The sequence below is a fragment of the Magnetospirillum sp. UT-4 genome (assembly GCF_902729435.1).
GTDB lineage: Bacteria > Pseudomonadota > Alphaproteobacteria > Rhodospirillales > Magnetospirillaceae > Magnetospirillum.
In genome coordinates, this window is record NZ_CACVCG010000030.1 from 45,229 (window position 1) to 66,896 (window position 21,668).

15 protein-coding genes are annotated in these 21,668 nt (G+C 69.4%); 6 read left to right on the top strand and 9 right to left on the bottom strand.

Features of this window, described 5'->3' with window-relative positions; translation table 11 throughout:
• Positions 1-120 precede the first annotated feature (120 nt).
• A complete protein-coding gene (locus tag MTBUT4_RS02100; protein WP_173978006.1) occupies positions 121-327 on the top strand; it encodes a DUF2795 domain-containing protein in 207 nt (68 codons plus the stop codon).
• A 63-nt stretch (positions 328-390) separates the two neighbouring features.
• Here MTBUT4_RS02100 and MTBUT4_RS02105 read toward each other — a convergent pair whose 3' ends face one another.
• From MTBUT4_RS02105 to MTBUT4_RS02115, 3 genes are read right to left on the bottom strand one after another with little or no spacing between them, the layout of a single operon-like run.
• The gene (locus MTBUT4_RS02105) at positions 391-1,788 is read right to left on the bottom strand and encodes an NAD(P)(+) transhydrogenase (Re/Si-specific) subunit beta (RefSeq protein WP_173978007.1); all 1,398 of its coding nucleotides are present in this window, start codon (positions 1,786-1,788) and stop codon (positions 391-393) included.
• 10 nt (positions 1,789-1,798) lie between these two features.
• Positions 1,799-2,206 carry a proton-translocating transhydrogenase family protein gene (locus MTBUT4_RS02110; RefSeq protein WP_173978008.1) on the bottom strand — a complete coding sequence of 136 codons (408 nt, stop codon included), beginning with the start codon at positions 2,204-2,206 and terminating at the stop codon, positions 1,799-1,801.
• A gap of 13 nt (positions 2,207-2,219) precedes the next feature.
• Entirely contained in the window at positions 2,220-3,347 is a 1,128-nt protein-coding gene (locus MTBUT4_RS02115) for a Re/Si-specific NAD(P)(+) transhydrogenase subunit alpha (RefSeq protein WP_173978009.1), read from the bottom strand.
• A gap of 366 nt (positions 3,348-3,713) precedes the next feature.
• Here MTBUT4_RS02115 and MTBUT4_RS02120 point away from each other — a divergent pair, with 366 nt between their 5' ends.
• Positions 3,714-4,655 (top strand): HAMP domain-containing sensor histidine kinase, encoded by a 942-nt coding sequence (locus tag MTBUT4_RS02120; RefSeq protein WP_173978010.1) that lies wholly within the window; start codon positions 3,714-3,716, stop codon positions 4,653-4,655.
• Between the two features lie 111 nt (positions 4,656-4,766).
• Here MTBUT4_RS02120 and MTBUT4_RS02125 read toward each other — a convergent pair whose 3' ends face one another.
• Both MTBUT4_RS02125 and MTBUT4_RS02130 read right to left on the bottom strand, forming a co-directional pair.
• Positions 4,767-6,113 carry an AarF/ABC1/UbiB kinase family protein gene (locus MTBUT4_RS02125; RefSeq protein WP_173978011.1) on the bottom strand — a complete coding sequence of 449 codons (1,347 nt, stop codon included), beginning with the start codon at positions 6,111-6,113 and terminating at the stop codon, positions 4,767-4,769.
• A 4-nt stretch (positions 6,114-6,117) separates the two neighbouring features.
• Positions 6,118-7,902, bottom strand: coding sequence for a M3 family oligoendopeptidase (locus MTBUT4_RS02130; protein ID WP_173978012.1), 1,785 nt, complete (start codon positions 7,900-7,902; stop codon positions 6,118-6,120).
• A 103-nt stretch (positions 7,903-8,005) separates the two neighbouring features.
• On the opposite strand from MTBUT4_RS02130, the gene MTBUT4_RS02135 reads away from it, so the two are divergent.
• Positions 8,006-9,739: a long-chain fatty acid--CoA ligase gene (locus MTBUT4_RS02135; RefSeq protein ID WP_173978013.1), complete on the top strand. Its 1,734-nt coding sequence runs from the start codon at positions 8,006-8,008 to the stop codon at positions 9,737-9,739.
• Positions 9,740-9,742: 3 nt separating this feature from the next.
• On the opposite strand, the gene MTBUT4_RS02140 is transcribed toward MTBUT4_RS02135, so the two are convergent.
• Entirely contained in the window at positions 9,743-10,723 is a 981-nt protein-coding gene (locus MTBUT4_RS02140; protein ID WP_173978014.1) for an NAD-dependent epimerase/dehydratase family protein, read from the bottom strand.
• 142 nt (positions 10,724-10,865) lie between these two features.
• Here MTBUT4_RS02140 and MTBUT4_RS02145 point away from each other — a divergent pair, with 142 nt between their 5' ends.
• Entirely contained in the window at positions 10,866-11,231 is a 366-nt protein-coding gene (locus MTBUT4_RS02145) for a response regulator (protein ID WP_173978015.1), read from the top strand.
• A gap of 79 nt (positions 11,232-11,310) precedes the next feature.
• The gene (locus tag MTBUT4_RS02150; protein ID WP_173978016.1) at positions 11,311-14,940 is read left to right on the top strand and encodes an FkbM family methyltransferase; all 3,630 of its coding nucleotides are present in this window, start codon (positions 11,311-11,313) and stop codon (positions 14,938-14,940) included.
• A 9-nt stretch (positions 14,941-14,949) separates the two neighbouring features.
• Here MTBUT4_RS02150 and MTBUT4_RS02155 read toward each other — a convergent pair whose 3' ends face one another.
• From MTBUT4_RS02155 to MTBUT4_RS02165, 3 genes are all read right to left on the bottom strand, one after another.
• Complete coding sequence (locus MTBUT4_RS02155; RefSeq protein WP_173978017.1) at positions 14,950-16,500, bottom strand: SpoVR family protein; 1,551 nt, start codon at positions 16,498-16,500, stop codon at positions 14,950-14,952.
• Positions 16,487-17,782, bottom strand: coding sequence for a YeaH/YhbH family protein (locus MTBUT4_RS02160; protein ID WP_173978018.1), 1,296 nt, complete (start codon positions 17,780-17,782; stop codon positions 16,487-16,489). The genes MTBUT4_RS02155 and MTBUT4_RS02160 overlap by 14 nt, the downstream gene beginning before the upstream one ends.
• Positions 17,783-17,975: 193 nt before the next feature.
• Entirely contained in the window at positions 17,976-19,922 is a 1,947-nt protein-coding gene (locus MTBUT4_RS02165) for a PrkA family serine protein kinase (protein ID WP_173978019.1), read from the bottom strand.
• Between the two features lie 400 nt (positions 19,923-20,322).
• Here MTBUT4_RS02165 and MTBUT4_RS02170 point away from each other — a divergent pair, with 400 nt between their 5' ends.
• Positions 20,323-21,645 (top strand): SAF domain-containing protein, encoded by a 1,323-nt coding sequence (locus MTBUT4_RS02170; protein ID WP_173978020.1) that lies wholly within the window; start codon positions 20,323-20,325, stop codon positions 21,643-21,645.
• The last annotated feature ends 23 nt before the right edge of the window (positions 21,646-21,668 follow it).

Below are 21,668 nucleotides of genomic sequence, written 5' to 3' on the forward strand. Positions count from 1 at the left end.
CCCCCGTCCCCCCCGAACAAGGACGGCCGGCGGCGCCAAGGGTGTTCCTGGCGCGGGAACTCGCGCGCGCCCGCCGGTGTTCGGAGAGCGGAACCCACCCTTCCCCACGGAGGACCGGAGATGCCGCTCGCCCGCCAATCCATGCCGCATGACGCCGCCCAGACCCTGGCCGGCATCGACTTCCCCGCCGACAGAAGCAAGATCGTCGAATACGCCCGTTCCAAGAACGCCTCGGACGACATCATCAAGGCCCTGGACGGCATGCCCGACGACCAGTACACCAGCATGGCCGACGTGTTCAAAGGCCTGGGCCAGTCGGACAGCTGAATCCCAAAAAAAAAAGCGCCGCACCCCCAACCGGGGATGCGGCGCCGTCGCCGGTGAGGGGGATCAGCCCAGGGCCTGGACGATTTCCTCGGTCATCTTCTTGGCGTCGCCGAACAGCATCATGGTGTTCGGGCGGAAGAACAGCTCGTTGTCGACGCCGGCATAGCCGGACGCCATCGAGCGCTTGATGAACAGCACCGTCTTGGCCTTCTCGACGTCCAGGATCGGCATGCCGTAGATGGCCGAGGTGGGGTCGGTCTTGGCCGCCGGGTTGGTGACGTCGTTGGCGCCGATCACATAGGCCACGTCGGCGGTGCCGAATTCGTGGTTGATTTCCTCCAGCTCGAACACCTCGTCATAGGGGACGTTGGCCTCGGCCAGCAGCACGTTCATGTGCCCGGGCATGCGCCCCGCCACCGGGTGGATGGCGTAGCGCACGTCGACGCCTTCCTTCTTCAGCATGTCGGCCATCTCGCGCACCGCGTGCTGGGCCTGCGCCACCGCCATGCCGTAGCCGGGCACGATGATGATCTTCGAGGCGTTCTTCATGATGAACGCGGCGTCGTCGGCCGAGCCGGCCTTGACTGCCTTGTCGCCGCCGGCCGCACCGGCCGCCGGCCCCGCCACCTCGCCGCCGAAGCCGCCCAGGATGACGTTGAAGATCGAGCGGTTCATGCCCTTGCACATGATGTAGGACAGGATCGCGCCCGAGCTGCCCACCAGGGCGCCGACGATGATCAGCAGCGGGTTGCCCAGGGTGAAGCCGATGCCCGCCGCCGCCCAGCCCGAATACGAGTTGAGCATGGACACCACCACCGGCATGTCGGCGCCGCCGATGGGCAGGATCAGCAGGAACCCGAGGGCCAGGGCGATCAGGGTGATCAGCACGAACATCGCGATCGAGCCGCCCGACATGGCGAACAGCACGATCAGCAGCACCATGGCGATGCCCAGCGCCGCGTTCAGCGGGTGCTGCATGGGGAACACCAGCGGCTTGCCCGAGACCAGGCCCTGCAGCTTGGCGAAGGCCACCAGCGAGCCGGTGAAGGTGACGGCGCCGATGGCGACGCCCAGGCTCATCTCGATCAGCGAGGCGGCCATGATGCCGCCGTCGGCGCCGACGATGCCGTAGGCCTCGGGGGCCGACAGCGCCGCGCCGGCGACGAACACCGCCGCCAGGCCGACCAGCGAGTGGAACGCCGCCACCAGCTGCGGCAGCGCCGTCATCTGGATCTTCCTGGCCACCACCGTGCCGATGGCGCCGCCGATCAGCAGGCCCAGCGGAATCAGGATGTACGAGGCGTCGGGGGTGAGCACGGTGGTGACGATGGCGATGGCCATGCCGGCCATGCCCCAACGGTTGCCGCCGCGCGAGGTTTCCGGGCTCGACAGCCCGCGGAGCGCCATGATCATGCACACCGCGGCGACGAGATAGGCGAATTGCGTCAGACTTCCAGCCATGTCCGCCCCCTTACTTCTGCTTTTTCTTGAACATGGACAGCATCCGCTCGGTGACGATGAAGCCGCCGAAGATGTTGACGGAGGCCAGGATCACCGCCAGGAACCCCAGCACCTTGGACGCCATGGTGTCGGTCGAGGTGGCGATGAGGGCGCCGACGATGATCACCGACGATACCGCATTGGTCACCGCCATCAGCGGCGAATGCAGCGCCGGAGTGACCCGCCACACCACGTAGTAGCCGACGAAGCAGGCCAGCACGAACACGGTGAACAGCGACATGAAGCTCATGTGGCCGGCGTCGCCGGTCTGCACCGCCAGCTGGGTGGCCTGCTGCGCCAGCAGGGCGGCCTTGGCCGCCAGGGCCTGGGCGTCGGTGGCGAGCCCTGCGGCGCCTTCGACGAGTTCCTTGGGATCCATTTCCGATTCCTCCTTAGCCGGCGAGCGCGGGATGGACGACCTGACCGTCGCGCGCCACGCACGCGCCCTTCAGGATCTCGTCCTCCCAGTTGAACTTCAGCGTCCTGGTCTCCTTGTCGACCAGCGGCGCGATGAAGTTCAGCAGGTTCTTGGCATAGAGCGACGAGGCGTCCACCGCCAGGCGCGACGGCACGTTGCCGTGGCCGACCAGGGTGACGCCGTGCTTGACCACCACCTTGTCGAATTCCGACAGCGGGCAGTTGCCGCCGGCCTCGACCGCCAGATCGACGATGACCGAACCGGGCTTCATGGACTTGACCATGTCCTCGGTGATCAGCACCGGGGCGGGCTTGCCGGGGATCAGCGCGGTGCAGATGATGATGTCGGACTTGACCGCCATCTCGGCGATCTTGGCCGCCTGCTTCTGCTTGTACTCCTCGCTCATTTCCTTGGCGTAGCCGCCGGCGGTCTCGGCGTCCTTGGTCGCCTCGGGATCGACCTCGACGAACTTGCCGCCAAGCGATTCCACCTGCTCCTTGACCGCCGGGCGGACGTCGAAGGCGAACACGATGCCGCCCAGGCGCTTGGCGGTGGCGATGGCCTGCAGGCCGGCGACGCCGGCGCCCATCACCAGGAAGCGGGCGGGCGCCACGGTGCCGGCGGCGGTCATCATCATCGGCACGGCGCGCTTGAATTCATGCACGCCGTCCAGCACCGCCTTGTAGCCGGCCAGGTTGGCCTGCGACGACAGGATGTCCATGCTCTGCGCGCGGGTGATGCGCGGCACCAGTTCCATGGCGAAGGCGGTGACCTTCCGGGCGGCGATGGCCTGGACCATCTCCTTGTTGGTCAGCGCGGCCAGCGCCGAAATCAGCACCGAGCCTTCGCGCAGCAGGGCGATCTCGTCCTCGGTGGGGCGCTGGACCTTCAGCACCACGTCGGACTCGAAGGCGGCCCGGGCATCGGCGGCGATGGTGGCGCCGGCCTCCTGGAACACCGCGTCGGCGATGTCGGTGCCGTCACCGGCGCCGGTCTCGACGACCACCTCGAAGCCCATCTGGACGAACTTCTTGACCGTATCGGGCGAAGCGGCCACACGCGCCTCGCCGGCACGCCGCTCCTTGGGTATGGCGATCTTCATTATCCTTGTTCCCCTGCTCGAAAGACGGACTGCCTAGGAATTGGACAGGATGCACGGACCACGCCGTGGCGAAATCGGCATCAAGAAATATAACATCAGGAAATTGCACCGTCCCGTCATTTTTGTTGCGCTGCCGCGATAACCTGAAGCCGATTGTGCGGCGCACCATATCCGTCCGAGGTACACCACATCCCGCCGGGAAGCGAGCGCATCGTGCGCACTATGCCCAACGAGTGGCTACCCTGGGTATGCCAAAACCACCCCTCCGGGTGGTGCTCGCATTAACCAATCCATAACCATCCCGCCATCCGGCGGTAACGCCCGGCGACTAAAGTAAGCCTCCCTACAGCTGATTGCGGGTGCCCCATGTCCACCTACCGATCGACAGCCCTGGCCGCCCTGCTGGTGATCCTCGCCATCGGCATGGTTTATTCCCTGTTCCAGCTGCCGCCGCTGTTCGCCCTGGTCTTCCTCGGCTCCGAGGCGATCATCGCGGTGCTGGTGTGGGAGCTGGTGCGCTCGCGGCGCAAGCTGGTGCAGGAGCACGCCGCCCACATGGCCAAAAGCGCCTATCTCGCCAATTTCAGCCACGAGCTGCGGACCCCGCTCAACGCCATCCTGGGATTTTCCGAAATTCTCAAGGGCGAGATGATGGGACCGATGGGAACCCGCCGCTACGTCGAGTATTCCGGCGACATCCATTATTCGGCCCGTCACCTGCTCGACCTCATCGACGACGTCCTCGAGCTGTCGCGGCTGGAGGCCGGCCGCCTCGAACTGCACGAGGACACCCACGACCTCGGCCCGATCCTGCTCAGCTGCCAGCGTCTGCTGGGCGAACGGGCGCGCCGGGCGGGCGTGGCCCTCGACCTCGACACCGGGACGCCGGTGGCGGTGCTGTGCGACCGCACCAAGGTGAAGCAGGTCATGCTCAACCTGCTGACCAACGCGGTGAAGTTCACGCCGCGCGGCGGCACGGTTTCGGTGCGGGTGCGGCGCGAGGGCGGCGCGGTGGCCATCGACGTCGCCGACACCGGCATCGGCATTCCCGTCCACGAAATTCCACGCGTGATGACGCCGTTCCTGCAGGCCGCCCACACCCATGTGCTGACCGACGAGGGCACCGGGCTGGGCCTGCCCCTGGCCAAGCGGCTGATGGAACTGCACGGCGGCGGCCTGCATCTGACCAGCGAGGTGGGCGTCGGCACCACGGTGACCGTCACCTTCCCATCCGGGCGATGCCCGAGGCAGGACGAGGAGGATGCGTGCCTGGAGGAAACGGCCGCGCCCGCGGCGGCGGCGGCGTGACGGGACTCCCCTCCCCTTGATGGGGAGGGGTCGGGGGCGGGGTGGCGGTTCCGCGACGATGCGTGACGCACCCGACGCGCGGCGCCATCACCCCCACCCAACCCTCCCCCCTCAAGGGGAAGGGCCGAGGCCCACCGCCGCCAGCGCCTCGGCCTGGCGGGTGGCCAGGGCGGTGGCGTCGAAGCCTTCCACCAGCTCGTGGAACAATCGGTACCAGTTGACCTCGGCCTTGAGGTGCAGGAACACCGAGCCCAGGCCGATGGCGGCGCGGTCCATCAGCACGAATTCCCGGGGCGGCGTGACGCCGCCGATGCGCTTCAGCTCGCCATGGACGCGGGCCGCCACCTCCTGGCCGTAGGCGCCGGAATTGGTCTCGTCGATGGCGCGCGGGCGGTTCTCCATCAGCGGGGCATAGATGAAGCCGGCCCAGATGTTGAGGATGTCCACCGTCTCGTGGCTGAGATTGCGGAAGCCCCAGGTCTCGTAGGCATGCACCGCCAGTTCCCGGTCGCCGCGCTCCAGCGCGTGGTAGAGGTCGATAACCCCCTGCACCAGCCCGGGCGGGAAGATGCGGATGCAGCCGAAATCGAGCAGGTTGATGGAGTGGTCGTCCGCCCGCACCGTGTAGTTGCCCAGGTGCGGATCGCCGTGGATCACCCCGTATCCGTAGAACGGCATGTACCAGGCGCGGAACATGTTCATGGCGACGCGGTTGCGCACCTCCACCGGCGCCTCGGCCAGGGTGAGGATACGCGCCCCCTCGGCCCAGGTCATGGTCAGCAGGCGGCCCGTGGACAGTTCGTCCACCACCTCTGGCACGCGCACCCCGGCCTCGTCCGCCAGCATGCGGGCATAGAGCCGCATGTGCCGGGCCTCGCGGCGGTAGTCCAGTTCCTCGCGCAGGCGCTCGGACAGCTCGGCGTGGATGTTGCCGGTGTCGATGGCGCGGTCGTAAGCGGCGTACAGGCCGAAGATGACCTTCAGCTGCCGCAGGTCGGCCTCCACGGTGCTGGCCATGTCCGGGTACTGCAGCTTGCACGCCAGGGCGCGGCCGTCCGGCCCGACCGCCCGGTGCACCTGCCCCAGCGAGGCCGCCGCCGCCGCCTCGTGCTCGAAGCTCTGGAAGCGGGACAGCCAGTCCGGCCCCAGCTCGGCGGCCATGCGGCGCCTGACGAAGGGCCAGCCCATGTGCGGCGCGTTGGCCTGCAGCTGGGCCAGCTGCAGCGTGTATTCCTTGGGCAGGGCGTCGGGGATGGTGGACAGGATCTGCGCCACCTTCATCAACGGCCCCTTGAGGCCGCCCAGGGCCGTGGTCAGTTCGGCGGCGTGGGCCGGGCGGTCGAGCTTGACCCCCAGCACCCGCTCCGCCCCCACCCGGGCCGCCAGCCCGCCCACCGCGCGGCCGACCTGGGCGTAGCGGCGGACGCGGCCGCCAAGGGTGTTCTGCTCGTCAGGCATTCCGCTACATCTTTTCCAGCTGGTCGATGAACCCCGACACCACGTCCAGCCCCTTGGACCAGAATTCGGGCTTCGAAGCGTCCAGGCCGAAGGGGGCCAGCAGCTCCTTGTGCCGCTTGGTGCCGCCGGCCTTCAGCATCTCCAGGTAGCGTTCGGCAAAGCCCGCCTCGCCGTCCTGGTAGACCGAATACAGCGAGTTGACCAGGCAGTCGCCGAAGGCATAGGCGTAGACGTAGAAGGGCGTGTGCACGAAGTGCGGGATGTAGGTCCAGAACGCCCGGTATTCGTCGTGGAAGCGGATGGCCGGACCCAGGCTCTCGCCCTGCACCCGCATCCACAATTCGCCGATGCGGTCGGGCGACAGCTCGCCCGAGCGGCGCTCGTCGTGGACCAGCGACTCGAACTGGTAGAAGGCGATCTGGCGCACCACCGTGTTCAGCATGTCCTCGACCTTGCCGGCCAGCATGGCCTTGCGCCGCACCGGGTCGGTCTCGGCCGCCAGCATGGCCTGGAAGGTCAGCATCTCGCCGAACACCGAGGCGGTCTCGGCCAGGGTCAGCGGCGTGTCGGCCATCAGCCCGCCCTGCCCGGCCGCCAGCACCTGGTGGACGCCGTGGCCCAGCTCGTGGGCCAGGGTCATGACGTCGCGGGTCTTGCCCTGGTAGTTGACCAGCAGATAGGGGTGCGCCGTGGTCACCGTCGGATGGGCGAAGGCGCCGGGCGACTTGCCCGGCCGCACCGGAGCGTCGATCCAGGCATTGTCGAAGAACTTGCGCCCCACCGCGGCGAGGTCGGGGCTGAACCGCCCGTAGGCGTCGAGCACGGTGTCGCGCGCCGTCTCCCAATCGAAGGTGCGGTCGGCATCGTCGGGCAGCGGCGCGTTGCGGTCCCAGTAGTCGAGCGCGTCCACCCCGAACCACCTGGCCTTCAGCGCGTAGTAGCGATGGGCCAGGCGCGGAGAACTGGCCTGCACCGCCGCCGCCAGGGCGTCGACCACCTCGTCCTCAACGTGGTTGGAGAGGTTGCGGTAGGATTGCGGCCGCGCATAGGCGCGCCACCCGTCCTCGATCTCCTTGTCCTTGGCCAGGGTGTTGGTGATCAGCGCGAACAGCGGCGTGTTGTCGCCCAGCACCTTGCCCAGGGTCCCTGCTGCGGCCTTGCGCACGGCGCCGTCGCGGTCGCTCATCAGGTGCAGCGCCTCGGCCGAGGACAGCATGCGGCCCTGGTAGGGGAATTGCAGCCGCGCCATGGTCTCGTCGAACAGGCGGTGCCAGGCGGCGCGGCCGGTGACCGACTTCTCGTGCAGCAGCCGCTCGGCCTCGTCCGACAGCTGGTGCGGGCGGAACACCCGCACGTCGCGCAGCCACGGCGCGTAGCGGGCGGCCGCCGGCTCGGCCAGCTTGGCCTGCAGCACCGCGTCGTCCAGGCGGTTGATCTCCAGGGTGAAGAACAGGGTGTGGGTGGAGATGGCGGTCACCCGCTCGCTCATGCCCTGGTAGAAGCGGCCGCGCTCCGCATCGGTCTGGTCGCCGGAATAATGCAACTGGGCATAGGACATGGCGCGGTAGATGACCTCGCCGATGCGCTCGTACTCGGCAATGGCGGCGGCGAACTGGTCGCCCGACAGGGTCTCCAGCCGGCCGCCGTAGCGGTCGTGGAAGGCCTTGGCGGCGGCCTCGGACGCATCCAGGTCCTGCTTCAGTTCGGGAGAATCCGGGGACGGGTAGAGGTCGGACAGGTCCCATTCGGGAAGATTGCCCAGGGAAGCGTTCGCGACATTCGCCGTCATTCGGTGACTCCTTCGTGTCCGCTGCGGATATGGGTATGGCCGGCGGCGCGGCCAAGGACTAGGATCAAACGTCGAACTTCCGACCGGCGCAAGGGGCCTCGCGATGTTCGTGGACTATTCGACCTGTCAAAGCGTCCCGGCCATGTTCCTGGAGCAGGCCGACCGCCTGGGCGAGCGGCCGTTCCTGTGGGCCCGGCGCGACGGAGTGTGGCGGCCGTGGAGCTGGGCGGCGACCCGCGACGCGGCGCTGGCCCTGGCCGCCGGCCTGAAGAATCTGGGCCTGCAAAGCGGCGACCGGGTCATGCTGGTGGCGGAGAACCGGCCGGAATGGGCCATCGCCGACCTTGCCGCGATGATCGCCGGCGGCGTCACCGTGCCGGCCTACACCACCAACACCGCCGCCGACCACCTGCACGTGATGACCGATTCGGGGGCGCGCGTCGCCATCGTCTCGACCCGCGCCCTGGCCGAGCGGGTGCTGGCCGCCGCCGCCCAGGCCGCGGTGCCGCCGGCCGTCATCTGCCTGGAGCCGGCCGTCATGGCGCAGGCCTGCCGCGTCACCGTGCTGGACTGGGCGGCGGTGACGGAAGCCGGGCGCGGCCGCGACCTGGAGATGCGGGCCTCGGCGGCGGCCATCGCCCGCACCGACACCGCCTGCATCATCTACACCTCGGGCACCGGCGGCGCGCCCAAGGGGGTGATGCTGTCGCACGGCGCCCTGATCGCCGATTGCCTCGGCGCCCACCGCCTGCTGGCCGGGTTCGGCCTGGGCGACGAGGTGTTCCTGTCGTTCCTGCCGCTGTCCCATTCCTACGAGCACACGGTGGGCCTGATCTTCCCCATCGCCATCGCCGCTCAGATCCGCTACGCCGAGGGCCTGGAGCACCTGGCCGCCAACATGGCCGAGACCCACCCCACCATCATGACCGCGGTGCCCCGCCTCTACGAGACCATGCGCGGGCGCATCCTGCACGCCATCGAGCGCCAGGGCGGGCTGAAGGCCAGACTGTTCCGGTGGGCGGTGGCGCTGGGAGCGAAGCGCTACCGTCAGGGCGGGCGGCTGGGGCCGCTGGATTCCCTGGCCGATCTGGCGCTCGACCGGCTGGTGCGGTCCAAGGTGCGGGCCCGCTTCGGCGGCCGGCTGAAGGCGTTGGTCTCGGGCGGGGCGCCGCTGTCCTTCGAGGTCGGGCTGTTCTTCACCGCGCTGGGTGTGCGCATCCTGCAGGGCTACGGCCAGACCGAGGCGGGGCCGGCGGTCAGCTGCAACCCGCCCGACCGGGTCAAGATCGACACCGTCGGCCCGCCGCTGGAGGGCATCGAGGTGCGGATCGCCGGTGACGGCGAGATCCTGGTCCGCGGCGAGGTGGTGATGCAGGGCTACTGGCGCGACGAGGATGCGACGCGGCGCGCCGTGCGCCCGGACGGCTGGCTGCACACCGGCGACATCGGCGAGATCGACGGCGACGGCTATATCCGCATCACCGACCGCAAGAAGGACATCATCGTCAATTCCGGCGGCGACAACATCGCGCCGCAGCGCATCGAGGGATTCCTGACGCTGCAGCCCGAGATCGCCCAGGCCATGGTCCACGGCGACAAGCGCCCCCATCTGGTGGCGCTGATCGTGCCGGCCGAGGGCAGCGGCGCCGCCGAGGTGGCGGCCGCGGTGGAGCGGGTCAACCGCACCCTGTCGCCCATCGAGAAGATCCGCCGCTTCGCCCTTGCCCCCGCCCCTTTCGGCGTCGACAACGGGATGCTGACCCCGACCCTGAAGATCCGCCGCCACGTCATCCGGCAGAAGTACGGCGAGGTGATCGAAGGGCTGTACGGGGCGTGACCGTCACACCCCGTGGTACTGCTTGAACCAGTCGATGAAGCGGGGGATGCCCACCGAGATCGGGGTGGTGGGGGCGAAGCCGACCTTGGTCTGGATCGCCGAGATGTCGGCGTAGGTTTCCTTGACGTCGCCCGGCTGCATGGGCTCGAACTGGTAGTCGGCCTTGCGGCCCAGGCATTGCTCGATCAGGCCGATGAAATCCATCAGCGATTCCGAGTTGTTGTTGCCGATGTTGTAGAGATGGTAGGGCGGCGCCTTGCCGTCGTCGCCGGGCGGATTGTCGAGCACGCCCAGCACCCCCGACACGATGTCGTCGATGTAGGTGAAGTCGCGGCGCATGTCGCCGTTGTTGAACACCCGGATCGGCTCGCCGGCCAGAATCGCCTTGGCGAACAGATAGGCGGCCATGTCGGGGCGCCCCCACGGGCCGTAGACGGTGAAGAAGCGCAGGCCGGTGGTGGGAATGCGGTAGAGGTGGGAGTAGGAATGGCTCATCAGCTCGCCGGCGCGCTTGGTGGCGGCATAGAGCGAGATCGGCTGGTCGACGCGGTCGTCCACCGAGAACGGCAGCTTGGTGTTGGCGCCGTAGACCGAGGACGAGCTGGCATAGACGAAATGGCGGCACTTGGGGTTGTGCCGCGCCAGTTCCAGCATCACCAGCAGCCCTTCGACGTTGGCGCGGGTGTAGTCGTGCGGCGCCGTCAGCGAATGGCGCACGCCGGCCTGGGCGGCCAGATTGATGTAGCCGGTGACCTCGGGGTGGCGGGCCGCGACGGCGGCCATGGCGGCGCGGTCGGCGATGTCGGCGTGGGCGAAGGAAAAGCCGGGATGGGCGGTCAGCTGCGCCAGGCGGGCGCGCTTCAGGGTCGGGTCGTAGTAGTCGTTGAGGTCGTCGACGCCGACCACCGTGTCGCCGCGCGCCAGCAGGCGCAGCGAGGTGTGGTAGCCGATGAAGCCGGCGGCGCCGGTGACAAGCACGCTCATGAAAGGTCCCCTCAGGTCAGGCGCCCCTGATATACCGTGGCCGGACGGCGAAATCACCCCTGTTTCGCATTCCTCCGGCACTTGAATTCCCCGGGCCGAACCGCGATCATCGGGCGCCTTGCCGACAGGGGAGCACGGGGAGATGGCCGGTCCGGCGCGAATCATGGTGATCGAGGACGAACCGCTGATCGCCATGGGCATCCAGATGATGCTCGAAGGTCTGGGCCACGAGGTCCCGGCGGTGGTGGACTGCGCCGCCGATGCCGTCGCCGCCGCCGCTCGCGAGCGCTTCGACCTGGTGCTGGCCGATGTCCGTCTGAAGGGCGACGAGGACGGCATCCATGCGGTCGAACGCATCCTGGCGCTGCAGCCGGTGGCGGTGCTGTTCCTCACCGGCAACCCCGACGAGCTTCGGCTCCGCGGGTTCGACCACATGCCGGTGCTGGCCAAGCCGTTCGTCCCGGCCTCGCTGGAACGGGCGCTGAAACGGCTGCTGGCCCCGATCTGAGGGCATTGACGGCGCTTTGCGCTTGACCCCCCTGGCCGGCCGCGCTTGACTGACCGGTGGGGACATCCAAGGAGCGGACATGAGCGCAGGCGATCTGGTGGATGCCGGAATGCGCGGTGTCGAAGACGAAGGCGGCGAAGTCACCTTCGCCGAGGTCGAGGCTGCCCGCGCCGCCGGCGACCTGACCGGGGCGCTTGCCCTGGCCGGGCGCCTGGTCGCCGAGGACCCCGACGATCCCGAGGCGCTGGCCCTGCGCGGCGGGCTGCACCGCGCCCTCGGTCACTTCCGCCCGGCGCTGGCCGACCTCAGCAAGGCCCTCGGGCTCGACCCCTCGGACCGGAGGGTCCAGCTGGAGTTGGCGCTGACCCTGTACCAGCTCGGCCGCCTGGAAGAGGCACGGGCTGCCTATACCATCCTGGTGCGCGATACCGAGGCGCCGGCCGAGGCCTGGCGCGGCCTGGCGCGGCTGCTGCAGGGCGAAGGCCGCGCCGCCGCCGCCGAGGCGGCGCTGCGCCGCGCCGTCGCCATTGCGCCCGACGATCTCGACGCCCGCCTGCACCTGGCCGACATGCTGGCCTCCCGCCTCGACCTGGCCGGCGCCGCCGAGCTTTACCACGACGTGCTGGCCATCGACCCGACCTCGGCCGCCGCCCATGCCGGGCTGGGCCAGGTGCTGGTCGAGATGGGCCGCGGCGACGAGGCCGACGACCAGTTCGAGCGGGCGCTGGCGATGGATCCCGACAATGCCTCGGCGCGCCTGGGCCGGGCCCGGCTCAACCTGCTGGAGGGCCATCTGGCCGCCGGCTGGGACGACCTGGAATGGCGTTGGCACCGCTCCGGCGCCAACCGCCCCGAGCCGCCGGGCCGGACCTGGAGCGGGGACGAGGATCTGGCCGGCAGCGCGATCCTGCTGTGGGCCGAGCGCAACCCCGAGGAGACCCTGCACCTGCTGCGCTACGTGCCGCTGGTGGCCGACAAGGGGGCGCGGGTCATCCTCGGCCTGCCCGCCGTGCTGGCGCCGCTGGGCAAGGCGGTGCGCGGCGTCGCCGCGGTGGCGGTATCCGGGCAGCGCCTGCCGCCCCGCCTGCGCATCGACTTCAACGCCTCGCTGAACGATCTGCCGCGGCTGTTCGGCACCACCCTGTCGAGCATCCCCCCCGCCCCCTACCTGGAAGTCCCGCCGGGCCGCCGTCCGCCGGTGACGGTGCCGCCGACAGCGGCGCTGAAGGTGGGCGTGGCCTGGGCCGGGCGGCGGGTCGCCGCCAGCACGAGCCTGTCCCAGTTGCTGCCGCTGGCCGGTATCTCCGGCGTGGTGCTGTTCGGCCTGCAGACCGGCGAGCGGTCCCGCGACGTGGCGGCGCTGGCCCATCCGGCGCTGATCACCGACCTTGCCCCCACCGTCGGCGACTACGCCGACCTTGCCGGCCGCATCGCCGAGATGGACGTGGTGGTGACCGTCGATGGCGCCGTCGCCCACCTCGCCGGGGCGCTGGGCAAGCCGGTCTGGGTCATGCTGCCCCATGCCCCGGGCTGGCACTGGATGCGCGGCCGCGCCGATTCGCCCTGGTACCCCTCGGCCCGGCTGTTCCGCCAGGACCACCCCGGCGACTGGAACGGCGTCATCGCCAGGGTCCGCCAGGCGCTGGAGGCCGAGGTGGCCGAAGTGGCGCAGCGCCGTGCCGATTCCGCCCGCGCCGCGACCGGCGAAAAGGCTCTGGAGAAGGCCTTCCTCACCACCCATCTGCGGGCCGGCGACCTGTATGTCGATATCGGCGCCGGGGCCGGCGACTTCGCCTGCGACGCCGCCGCCCATCCCGCCGGGGACATCCGCGTCCTTGCCGTCGAGGCCCATGCCGACGACGCCGCCATGCTGTCCGACACCATCGACATCATCGGCGCCGCCGACGTGGTCGAGGTGGTGGCGGCGGCGCTGGCGGGCCGGCCGGCACCGGCGGTGGTGGCCAAGGTGCCGCGCCGCGGCCGTTCGCTGTTCCTGCTGCCCGACTGGGTGCGGGCGCCGGCCCGCGCCACCACCCTGGACGCCCTGCTGGCGGAACGTCCCGATCTGGCCGGCCGGCGGCTGGTGGTGCGCCTGGGCGTGCGCGGCGCCGAGGCCGACATCCTGGCCGGCATGGCAGAGACCCTGGCCGCCGGCCGGGTGGCGGCGGTGGTGTTCGGGCATACCGAAGGCGGCAGCGCCGCCGAGGCGCTGGCGGCGGCCGGATTTTCCCTGCTCCGCCTGCCCGATGGGATCGCCGCCGGAGCCGCCCAACCCTTCGCCGGCGAGCCGGGTCCGACCCTGGCCCTGGCGCCCGGCTGCGCCGCCGCCGACCTCTATGGCGACGTCAACGACCCGGCCTCGCCGGCCGCCGCCGCCCGCGCCGCCGCCGAGGCCGCCGGCCAGGCCGCCGAGGGCTCGCGCCTGCTGATGGCCCGCGACCTCAACGGCGCCGGCCGCCAGTTCGCCCGCGCCCTGGCCCTCGACCCCGCCAACGTCGAGGCCAATGCCAATCTGGGCGGCCTGCTGCGCCGCATCGGCCGCGCCGACGCCGCCGCCGCCTGCTGGCGCCGTGCCCTCGCCGCCGGAGCCCGCCCGCCGGTGGCCGGCAACCTGGCCAACGTCCTGCGCGAACTCGGCCATTACGTCGAATCCGAGACCGTCTTCACCCAGGCGGTGGCGGCGGCTCCCAACGATCCCCGCATCCTCTACGCCTTCGCCCTGCTCGAACGCGAACGGGGCCGTGCCCGCGATTCCCTGGCGCTGCTGGAACGGGCCGAGCACCTGAAGCCGGGCACGGTGCCGAAGGTGCAACTGGCGACGGCGCTCGCCAAGTCGGGCAACCTGGCCCGCGGCATCGCCGAAATGGCCCACCGGCCGCTGGCGCCGCTGGCCCCGGTGGCGGCGCCCGACTGGGACGGCGGCCGGCTCGAGGCGCGCACCATCCTGGTGCGCGACGAGAACGATGCCATCGACACGCTGATGCTGGCCCGCTTCCTGCCCCAGGTGGCGCGCCAGGGCGGGCTGGTGACGGTGGAATGCGTACCCGAGGCGGCCCGCCTGCTGTCCGCCATCCCCGGCGTCGAGGCCGCCGTGGCGCGCGGGAAGGCGCCGCCGCCGGCAACCGATCTGACGGTGCGGCTGCTGGACGTGCCCCGCATCCTCGGCACCACCTCGCGCACCACGCCGCCGCGCGACGTGCCCTACATCCGCCTTCCCGACGGCGTTCCGCCGTTCCGCTTCCCCGGCGGCCAGCTCAATGTCGGCATCGCCTGGTCGGGGCGCGAGCGCGACCGCTCGCTGCCGCTGCCGATGCTGCTGCGCCTCGCCGCCGACCCGGCGGTATCGCTGGTCAGCCTGCAGCGCGGCCCGCGCGCCGACGACCTCGCCGCTGCCGGCGCCCGCCCGCTGGTCGAGGAGATGGGGTCGCTGTGCCGCGACCTGGCGGACGTGGCGGCGGTCATCGCCGGCCTCGACGTGATCGTCGCCTGCGACACGGTGGAGGCCCACCTGGCCGGTGCCATGGGCAAGCCGGTCTGGGTGCTGCTGCCGCTGGGCAACGACTGGCGCTGGGTCGATGGCCGCGACGACAGCGTGTGGTATCCGACCATGCGGGTGTTCCGCCAGTCGCAGACCGGCAGCTGGGCCGGCGCGCTGGCCAAGGTCGCCGATTCCGTCCACGCTTTGGCGGCGGCCAAGGCGCGGCGCTGACCTCTCAGCTCAGCCCAGCACCACCGCCGGTCCGACGTCGTCGAACTCGCGCAAGGTCATGTCGGTGGCGGCATCGATCTCGACCAGGCGCACCTCGTAGCCCCACAGATTGGCGATGTGGCGCAGCACCAGCAGCGTCTCGTCCTCGTCCAGCAGGATTCCGTGTTCGACCCGGTGGTGCAGGATCAGGCGCCGGTCGCCGGCCAGATCGACGTCGACGATCTGGATGTCGGGGTCCATGCGGCTGACGTCGTACATGCGGGCCAGGGTCTTCCTGACCTCGCGGTAGCCGCGCTCGTTGTGGATGGCGGTGACGTGGTAGTCGGGCGCCTCTTCGTCGTCGTGCAGGGCGAACAGCCGCATGCGCCGGATCAGGGCCGGCGACAGGAACTGCAGCAGGAAGCTTTCGTCGCGGTAATCGGCCCAGGCCGCGCGCAGCGTCCCCCAGGGATCGCCGTTGCCGGCGAAGTCGGGGAACCAGTCGCGGTCCTCGCGCGTCGGCTCCAGGCAGATGCGGCGGATGTCCTGCATCATGCCGAAGCCGAGGGCATAGGGGTTGAGGCCGCCATAGCGCGAATCGTCGAAGTCCGGCTGGAAGACCACGTTGGTGTGGGAGTGCAGGATCTCCATCAGGGTGCCGTCCGAGATCAGGTCCAGCTCGTGCAGGCGGTTCACCACGTGGTAGTGGACCATGGTGGCGCAGCCTTCGTTCATCACCTTGGTCTGGCGCTGGGGATAGAAGTACTGCGAGATGTTGCGCACGATGCGCAGGATCTCGCGCTGCCAGGGCTGCAGCTTGGGCGCGTTCTTTTCCAGGAAATAAAGCAGGTTTTCCTCGGGCAGGCGCAGGCGGCGCTTGCGCTCGGCGAGGTCCTTCGAGCCCTGGCTGGTCGCCGGACTTTTCGGCACCGTTCGCCACAGGTCGTTGTAGGTCTGTTCGAAATAGGCCAGCCGTTCCTGCTCGCGCCGCTGTTCCTCGCGCAGGTCCATCACCCGCTTGCGCGGGTACTTGTGCACCCCGTGATTCATCAGGGCGTGGGCGGCGTCCAGCACCCGCTCCACCGCCTGGTGGCCGTGGCGCTCCTCGGCGCGGGCGATGAAGGCCTTGGCGAAGTCCATGTAGTCGAGGATGCCGTCGGCGTCGGTCCACTGCCGGAACAGCGTGTTGTTCTTGAAGAAGTGGTTGTGGCCGAAGGCGGCGTGGGCGATCACCAGGGTCTGCATGGCCATGGAGTTCTCCTCCATGATGTAGCTGATGCAGGGGCTGGAATTGATGACGATCTCGTAGGCCAGGCCGCGCATGCCCTTGCGGTAGAGGGTCTCGTCCTGGGCGAAGCGCTTGCCGAACGACCAGTGCCGGTACATCAGCGGCATGCCGATGGAGGAATAGGCGTCCAGCATCTGCTCGGCGGTGATGACCTCGATCTGGTTGGGATAGGTGTCCAGGCCCATCTCGCCGTGGGCGATGCCGGCGATGGCGTCATGGACCCGCTGCACCTTGTCGAAATCCCAGTCGGCGCTGTCGAACAGCAAGCCCCGGGGTTGCTCATGAACCGCCATGGGCCCTCTCCTTGGAGAACAGGTCGCGGAAGACCGGGAAGATCTGGCTGCGCACGCGGACCTTGCGCATGGCGAGGTTGCCGCCGGGCCGCACCAGGGTCTTGTAGGTGCGCCACAGATCGGTTTCGCGCCCCAGCCAGTCCTTGTACTCGGCGCCGACCTCGATATAGGCGAAGTACTGGCACATGGGCAGGATGGCATCCTCCAGCAGCGCCGCCGCGGTGGCGTTGTCCGACGAGGTGTTGTCGCCGTCCGAGGCCTGGGCGGCATAGATGTTCCAGTCGCCCGGCGAATAGCGTTCGGCCATCACCTTGCGCATTTCGGCCAGCGCGGTGGAGACCACCGTGCCGCCGGTCTCGGTGGAGTAGAAGAAGGTCTCCTCGTCCACCTCCTTGGCCTCGTGGGTGTGGCGGATGAAGACGATGTCGACGTGGCTGTAGCGCCGGGTCAGGAACAGGTAGAGCAGCATGAAGAAGCGCTTGGCCAGGTCCTTCATGTGCTCGGTCATCGAGCCCGACACGTCCATCAGGCAGAACATCACCGCCTGGGTCACCGGCTTGGGCACCTGCTCGAACCGGTTGTAGCGGACGTCCAGCGGGTCGATGTAGGGCACCCGGCGCGAGCGCGCCAGCAATCCGTCCAGCAGCAGCCGCGCCTCGCTGAGGCGCTCGGGGTCGCGCCCCGAATCCTCCAGCGCGCGGATCTCGTCCTCCAGCGCCTGGATGTCCGCCGGGCGCGGGCGCCGCAGCGCGATGCGCCGGCTCAGCGAATTGCGCATGGTGCGGGTCAGGTTGAGGTTGGACGGCGAGCCGGTGACCGAGAACCCGGCGCGGGTCAGCGAATAGCTCTCGGACCGGCGGATGTTCTTCTTGATGAGATCGGGCAGTTCCAGGTCGTCGAGGAAGATGTCGAGGAACTCGTCCTTCGACAGCATGAACCGGAAGTCGTCGTCGCCGCCGCCGCTGGGGCTGCCGTCCGCGCTGCCGCCGCCGCCGCCGCCGCCCGAGGGCGGCTTGGGGATCAGGTCGCCTTCGACGTATTCCTTGTTGCCCGGCACCACCGCGTCGCGCACGCCGCCGTGGGAGGACCGGCGGAAGCCGGGCTCCTTCAGGCCGTCGGCGGGGATCGAGATGCGCTCGCCGCCGGCGATGTCGGTGATGGAACGCTCGCCCGAGGCCTCGCGCACCGCCTTCAGGATCTGCTGGCGCGCGCGCCGCAGGAACCTCTGGCGGTTGGCCAGGCTCTTGCCCTTGGGATTGAGACGGCGGTCGATGATGTTCATGTCAACTCCGTCGCGGAATCACCCCCACCCCGGCCCTCCCCCCTCAAGGGGGAGGGAGTTAGGAAGCGGCCCTCCCCCGCCAAGGGGGAGGGAGTTAGGAAGCGGCCCTCCCCCGCCAAGGGGGAGGGCACTGAGAAGGCCCCCCTCCCCCCTTGTGGGGGAGGGTCGGGGTGGGGGGGCTGGATGCAGGCCATTAGCCCGCCTGCTTCACGCGCATGTACCATTCCACCAGCCTCCGCACCTGGCGCTCGGTGTAGCCGCGCGCCATCATCCGGTCGACGAAGTCGTGGTGCTTGCGTTCGCTGTCGGAATCCTTCTTCGACCCGAAACTGATCACCGGCAGCAATTCCTCGACCTGACTGAACATGCGCCGCTCGATGACCTCGCGGATCTTCTCGTAGGACGTCCACGACGGGTTCTTGCCCTTGTGGGCGGCCCGGCTGCGCAGCGCGAACTTCACCACCTCGTTGCGGAAGTCCTTGGGGTTGGCGATGCCGGCCGGCTTCTCGATCTTGGAAAGCTCCTGGTTCAGCAGCTCGCGGTTCAGCAGCTGGCCGGTATCGGGGTCCTTGAAGTCCTGGTCCTCGATCCACGCGTCGGCATAATCGACGTAGCGGTCGAACAGGTTCTGGCCGTAATCGTGGTAGCTCTCCAGATAGGCCTTCTGGATTTCGTTGCCGATGAACTCGGCGTAGCGCGGCCCCAGTTCGCCCTTGATGAACTCCAGGTACTTCTTCTCGACATCCTCGGGGAACTGCTCGCGGCGGATGGCGAGTTCCAGCATGTACATCAGGTGCACCGGATCGGCCGAGACCTCGGTGGTGTCGTAGTTGAAGGTCGAGGACAGCACCTTGAAGGCGAAGCGGGTGGAGATGCCCTCCATGCCCTCATCGACGCCGGCGGCGTCGCGGTATTCCTGCATGGGCTTGGCCTTGGGGTCGGTCTCCTTGACGTTCTCGCCGTCATAGACCCGCATCTTGGAATAGAGGTTGGAATTCTCGTGCTCCTTGAGGCGCGACAGCACCGAGAAGCGGGCCAGCATCTCCATGGTCGAGGGCGCGCACGGATTCTCGGCCAGCTCGGAATTGCGGATCAGCTTCTCGTAGATCTTTTGCTCCTCGGCGACGCGCAGGCAGTACGGCACCTTGATGACGCAGATGCGGTCGATGAAGGCCTCGTTGTTCTTGTTGGCCTTGAAGGTCTGCCATTCGGCCTCGTTGGAATGGGCCAGCACGATGCCTTGGAACGGGATGGCGCCGATGTTCTCGGAGCCGGAATAGTTGCCCTCCTGGGTGGCGGTCAGCAGGGGATGCAGCATCTTGATGGGGGCCTTGAACATCTCGACGAATTCCATCAGCCCCTGGGTGCAGCGGTTGAGGCCGCCCGAGAAGGAATAGGCGTCGGGATCGTTCTGGCTGAACATCTCGAGCTTGCGGATGTCGACCTTGCCCACCAGGGTCGAGATGTCCTGGTTGTTCTCGTCGCCCGGCTCGGTCTTGCACACCCCGATCTGCTTCAGGCGGCTGGGGAACACCTTGACCACCTTGAAGCGCGAGATGTCGCCGCCGAATTCCTCGAGCCTTTTGACCGCCCACGGGCTCATCAGGGCCGGCAGGCGCCGGCGCGGGATGCCGTAGCGGTCCTCCAGCATGTCGCCCATGATGTCGGGATCGAACAGCCCCAGCGGGCTTTCGAACAGCGGCGAGGTTTCCTTGCCGGCCTTCAGCACATAGACCGGCAGGCGCTCCATCAGCGCCTTCAGCCGCTCGGCCAGGCTCGACTTGCCGCCGCCGACCGGGCCCAGCAGGTAGAGGATCTGCTTCCTCTCCTCCAGCCCCTGCGCGGCGTGGCGGAAATAGCCGACGATGCGCTCGATGGTCTCCTCCATGCCGAAGAAATCGGCGAAGGCGGGGTAGACCTTGATGGTGCGGTTCATGAAGACCCGCGCCAGGCGCGCATCCTTGGCGGTGTCCACCAGTTCCGGCTCGCCGATGGCGGCGATCATCCGTTCGGCGGCGGACGCGAACATCATGGGGTCCTCGCGGCACCCTTCGAGGTATTCCAGCAGGGACATCTCGACGTCCTTGCGGCCCTCGTAGGTACGGGCGAAGCGGGTGAAGAGATCGTCGGCGGCGTACATCTGTCACTCCATCCAGAAAGCCCGTGGCCGGAAACGGCGTCCTTAGTCCTCAGATGATCACTGCGGCACCGCAATTCACGGGGCGGTTCCGATCTTTCCCACCCGCCCCGGCCGGCGGCGGGATTGTCGTCAAGGCGCCCGGGCCGGCAACGGCGGGGCACGGACCGGCATCCGCGCCGCTCGGGTAGCCGGCGTCATGCTCCGAAATATCCGGATCACGCCGGTGCGGATCTGCATTCCATCCCCTGCGCCGCGGCCGTTGAAATCGCCGGCCGGGGTTGATGTTGGGCGGCCGAAGCGGCGAAACAACCCGCCGCTTGGGGCGGGTGGGCTTCCCATCCCCGCCGGATGGCGATAGGCTTCGCGGGACACGTCCAGTGGGAAGGCCAGGGGGGATGACATGAGCGCCACCAGCCTGTTGACGGCACGCGAGCCGGTCCGCGTGGGCCTGGCCGGGGCCGGGCGGCTGGCCACCATGTTCCTGGCGCAGGCCCGCCATTCGCCGGGCATCCACGTCGCCGCCGTCGCCGATCCCGACCCCGAGCGGGGGCCGACCGCCTTGGCGCTGGCGCAATGGCCGCCGGTCAAGGCGGTGGCGCGGTCGCTGGCCGACGCCCTGGCCTCGGGCGGTACCTGGGTCACCACCGACGCCGCCGCCCTGACCGAAAGCGCGAGGCTGGACGTGCTCATCGAAGCCGGCCGCTCGCCGGCCGCCGGCATCCTCACCGCGCTGGCCGCCATCGACCGCGGCATCCATGTGGTGATGGCCAATATCGGGGCCGACGCCCTGGCCGGCCCGGCCCTGGCGGCCCGCGCGGCGGCCCGCGGGGTGGTCTATTCCCTGGCCTATGGCGACCAGCCGGCGCTGATCTGCGAATTGGTGGAGTGGGCGCGCACCTGCGGCTTCGAGGTCGCCGCCGCCGGCCGCGGCAGCCGCTGGCTGCCCGGCTGCCAGGCGGTGACACCGGATACGGTATGGACCCATTTCGGCCGCGACGCCTCCGAGGCCAAGGCCGCCGACCTGCATTCCGACTTCTATACGGCGCTGCTGGACGGCACCCATGCCGCCCTGGAGCTGGCCGCCGTCGCCAATGCCTGCCTGCTGGCGCCGCCCTCGGCCGGGCTGTCCTTCCCGCCCTGCGGCTCCCACGACCTGGCCCGCGTGCTGCGGCCCAGCTGGGACGGCGGCCGGCTCGAATCCGCCGGCATGGTCGAGGCGGTGAGCACCCTGGAACGCGACGGCCGCCGGGTATTCGCCGACCTGGAAAACGGCGTCTTCGTCACCTTCCGCGCCCAGTCCGACTTCGCCGCCCGCTCGCTGCCCGAGCTTGGCGTGCCCACCGACGGCGGCGCCTACGGCGCCCGCTGGCGGCAGCACCACCTGCTGGGGTTCGAGCTGCCGGTATCGGTCGCCGAGGTGGCGTTGAACCGCCGCCCCACCGGCTGCCCGCGCGCCTTCGTCGCCGACGTGGCGACGGTGGCGAAGCGCGATCTGGACGCCGGCACGGAACTGGACGGCGCCGGCGGCGCCACCGTCTGGGGCCGGTTGCTGCCGGCCGAGGCTTCGCTGGCGCAGCAGGCCCTGCCCATCGGCCTGGCCGCCGGACTCAGGCTGCTGCGGCCGGTCGCCGCCGGCCAGGTGGTGACCCGCGCCGACGTCGCCCTCGACGATTCCGACCCGGTGGTGGCGTTCCGCACCGCCATGGAGCAGGGCTCCACCTGACCGCACCTCCTTCGGAAGTCGGA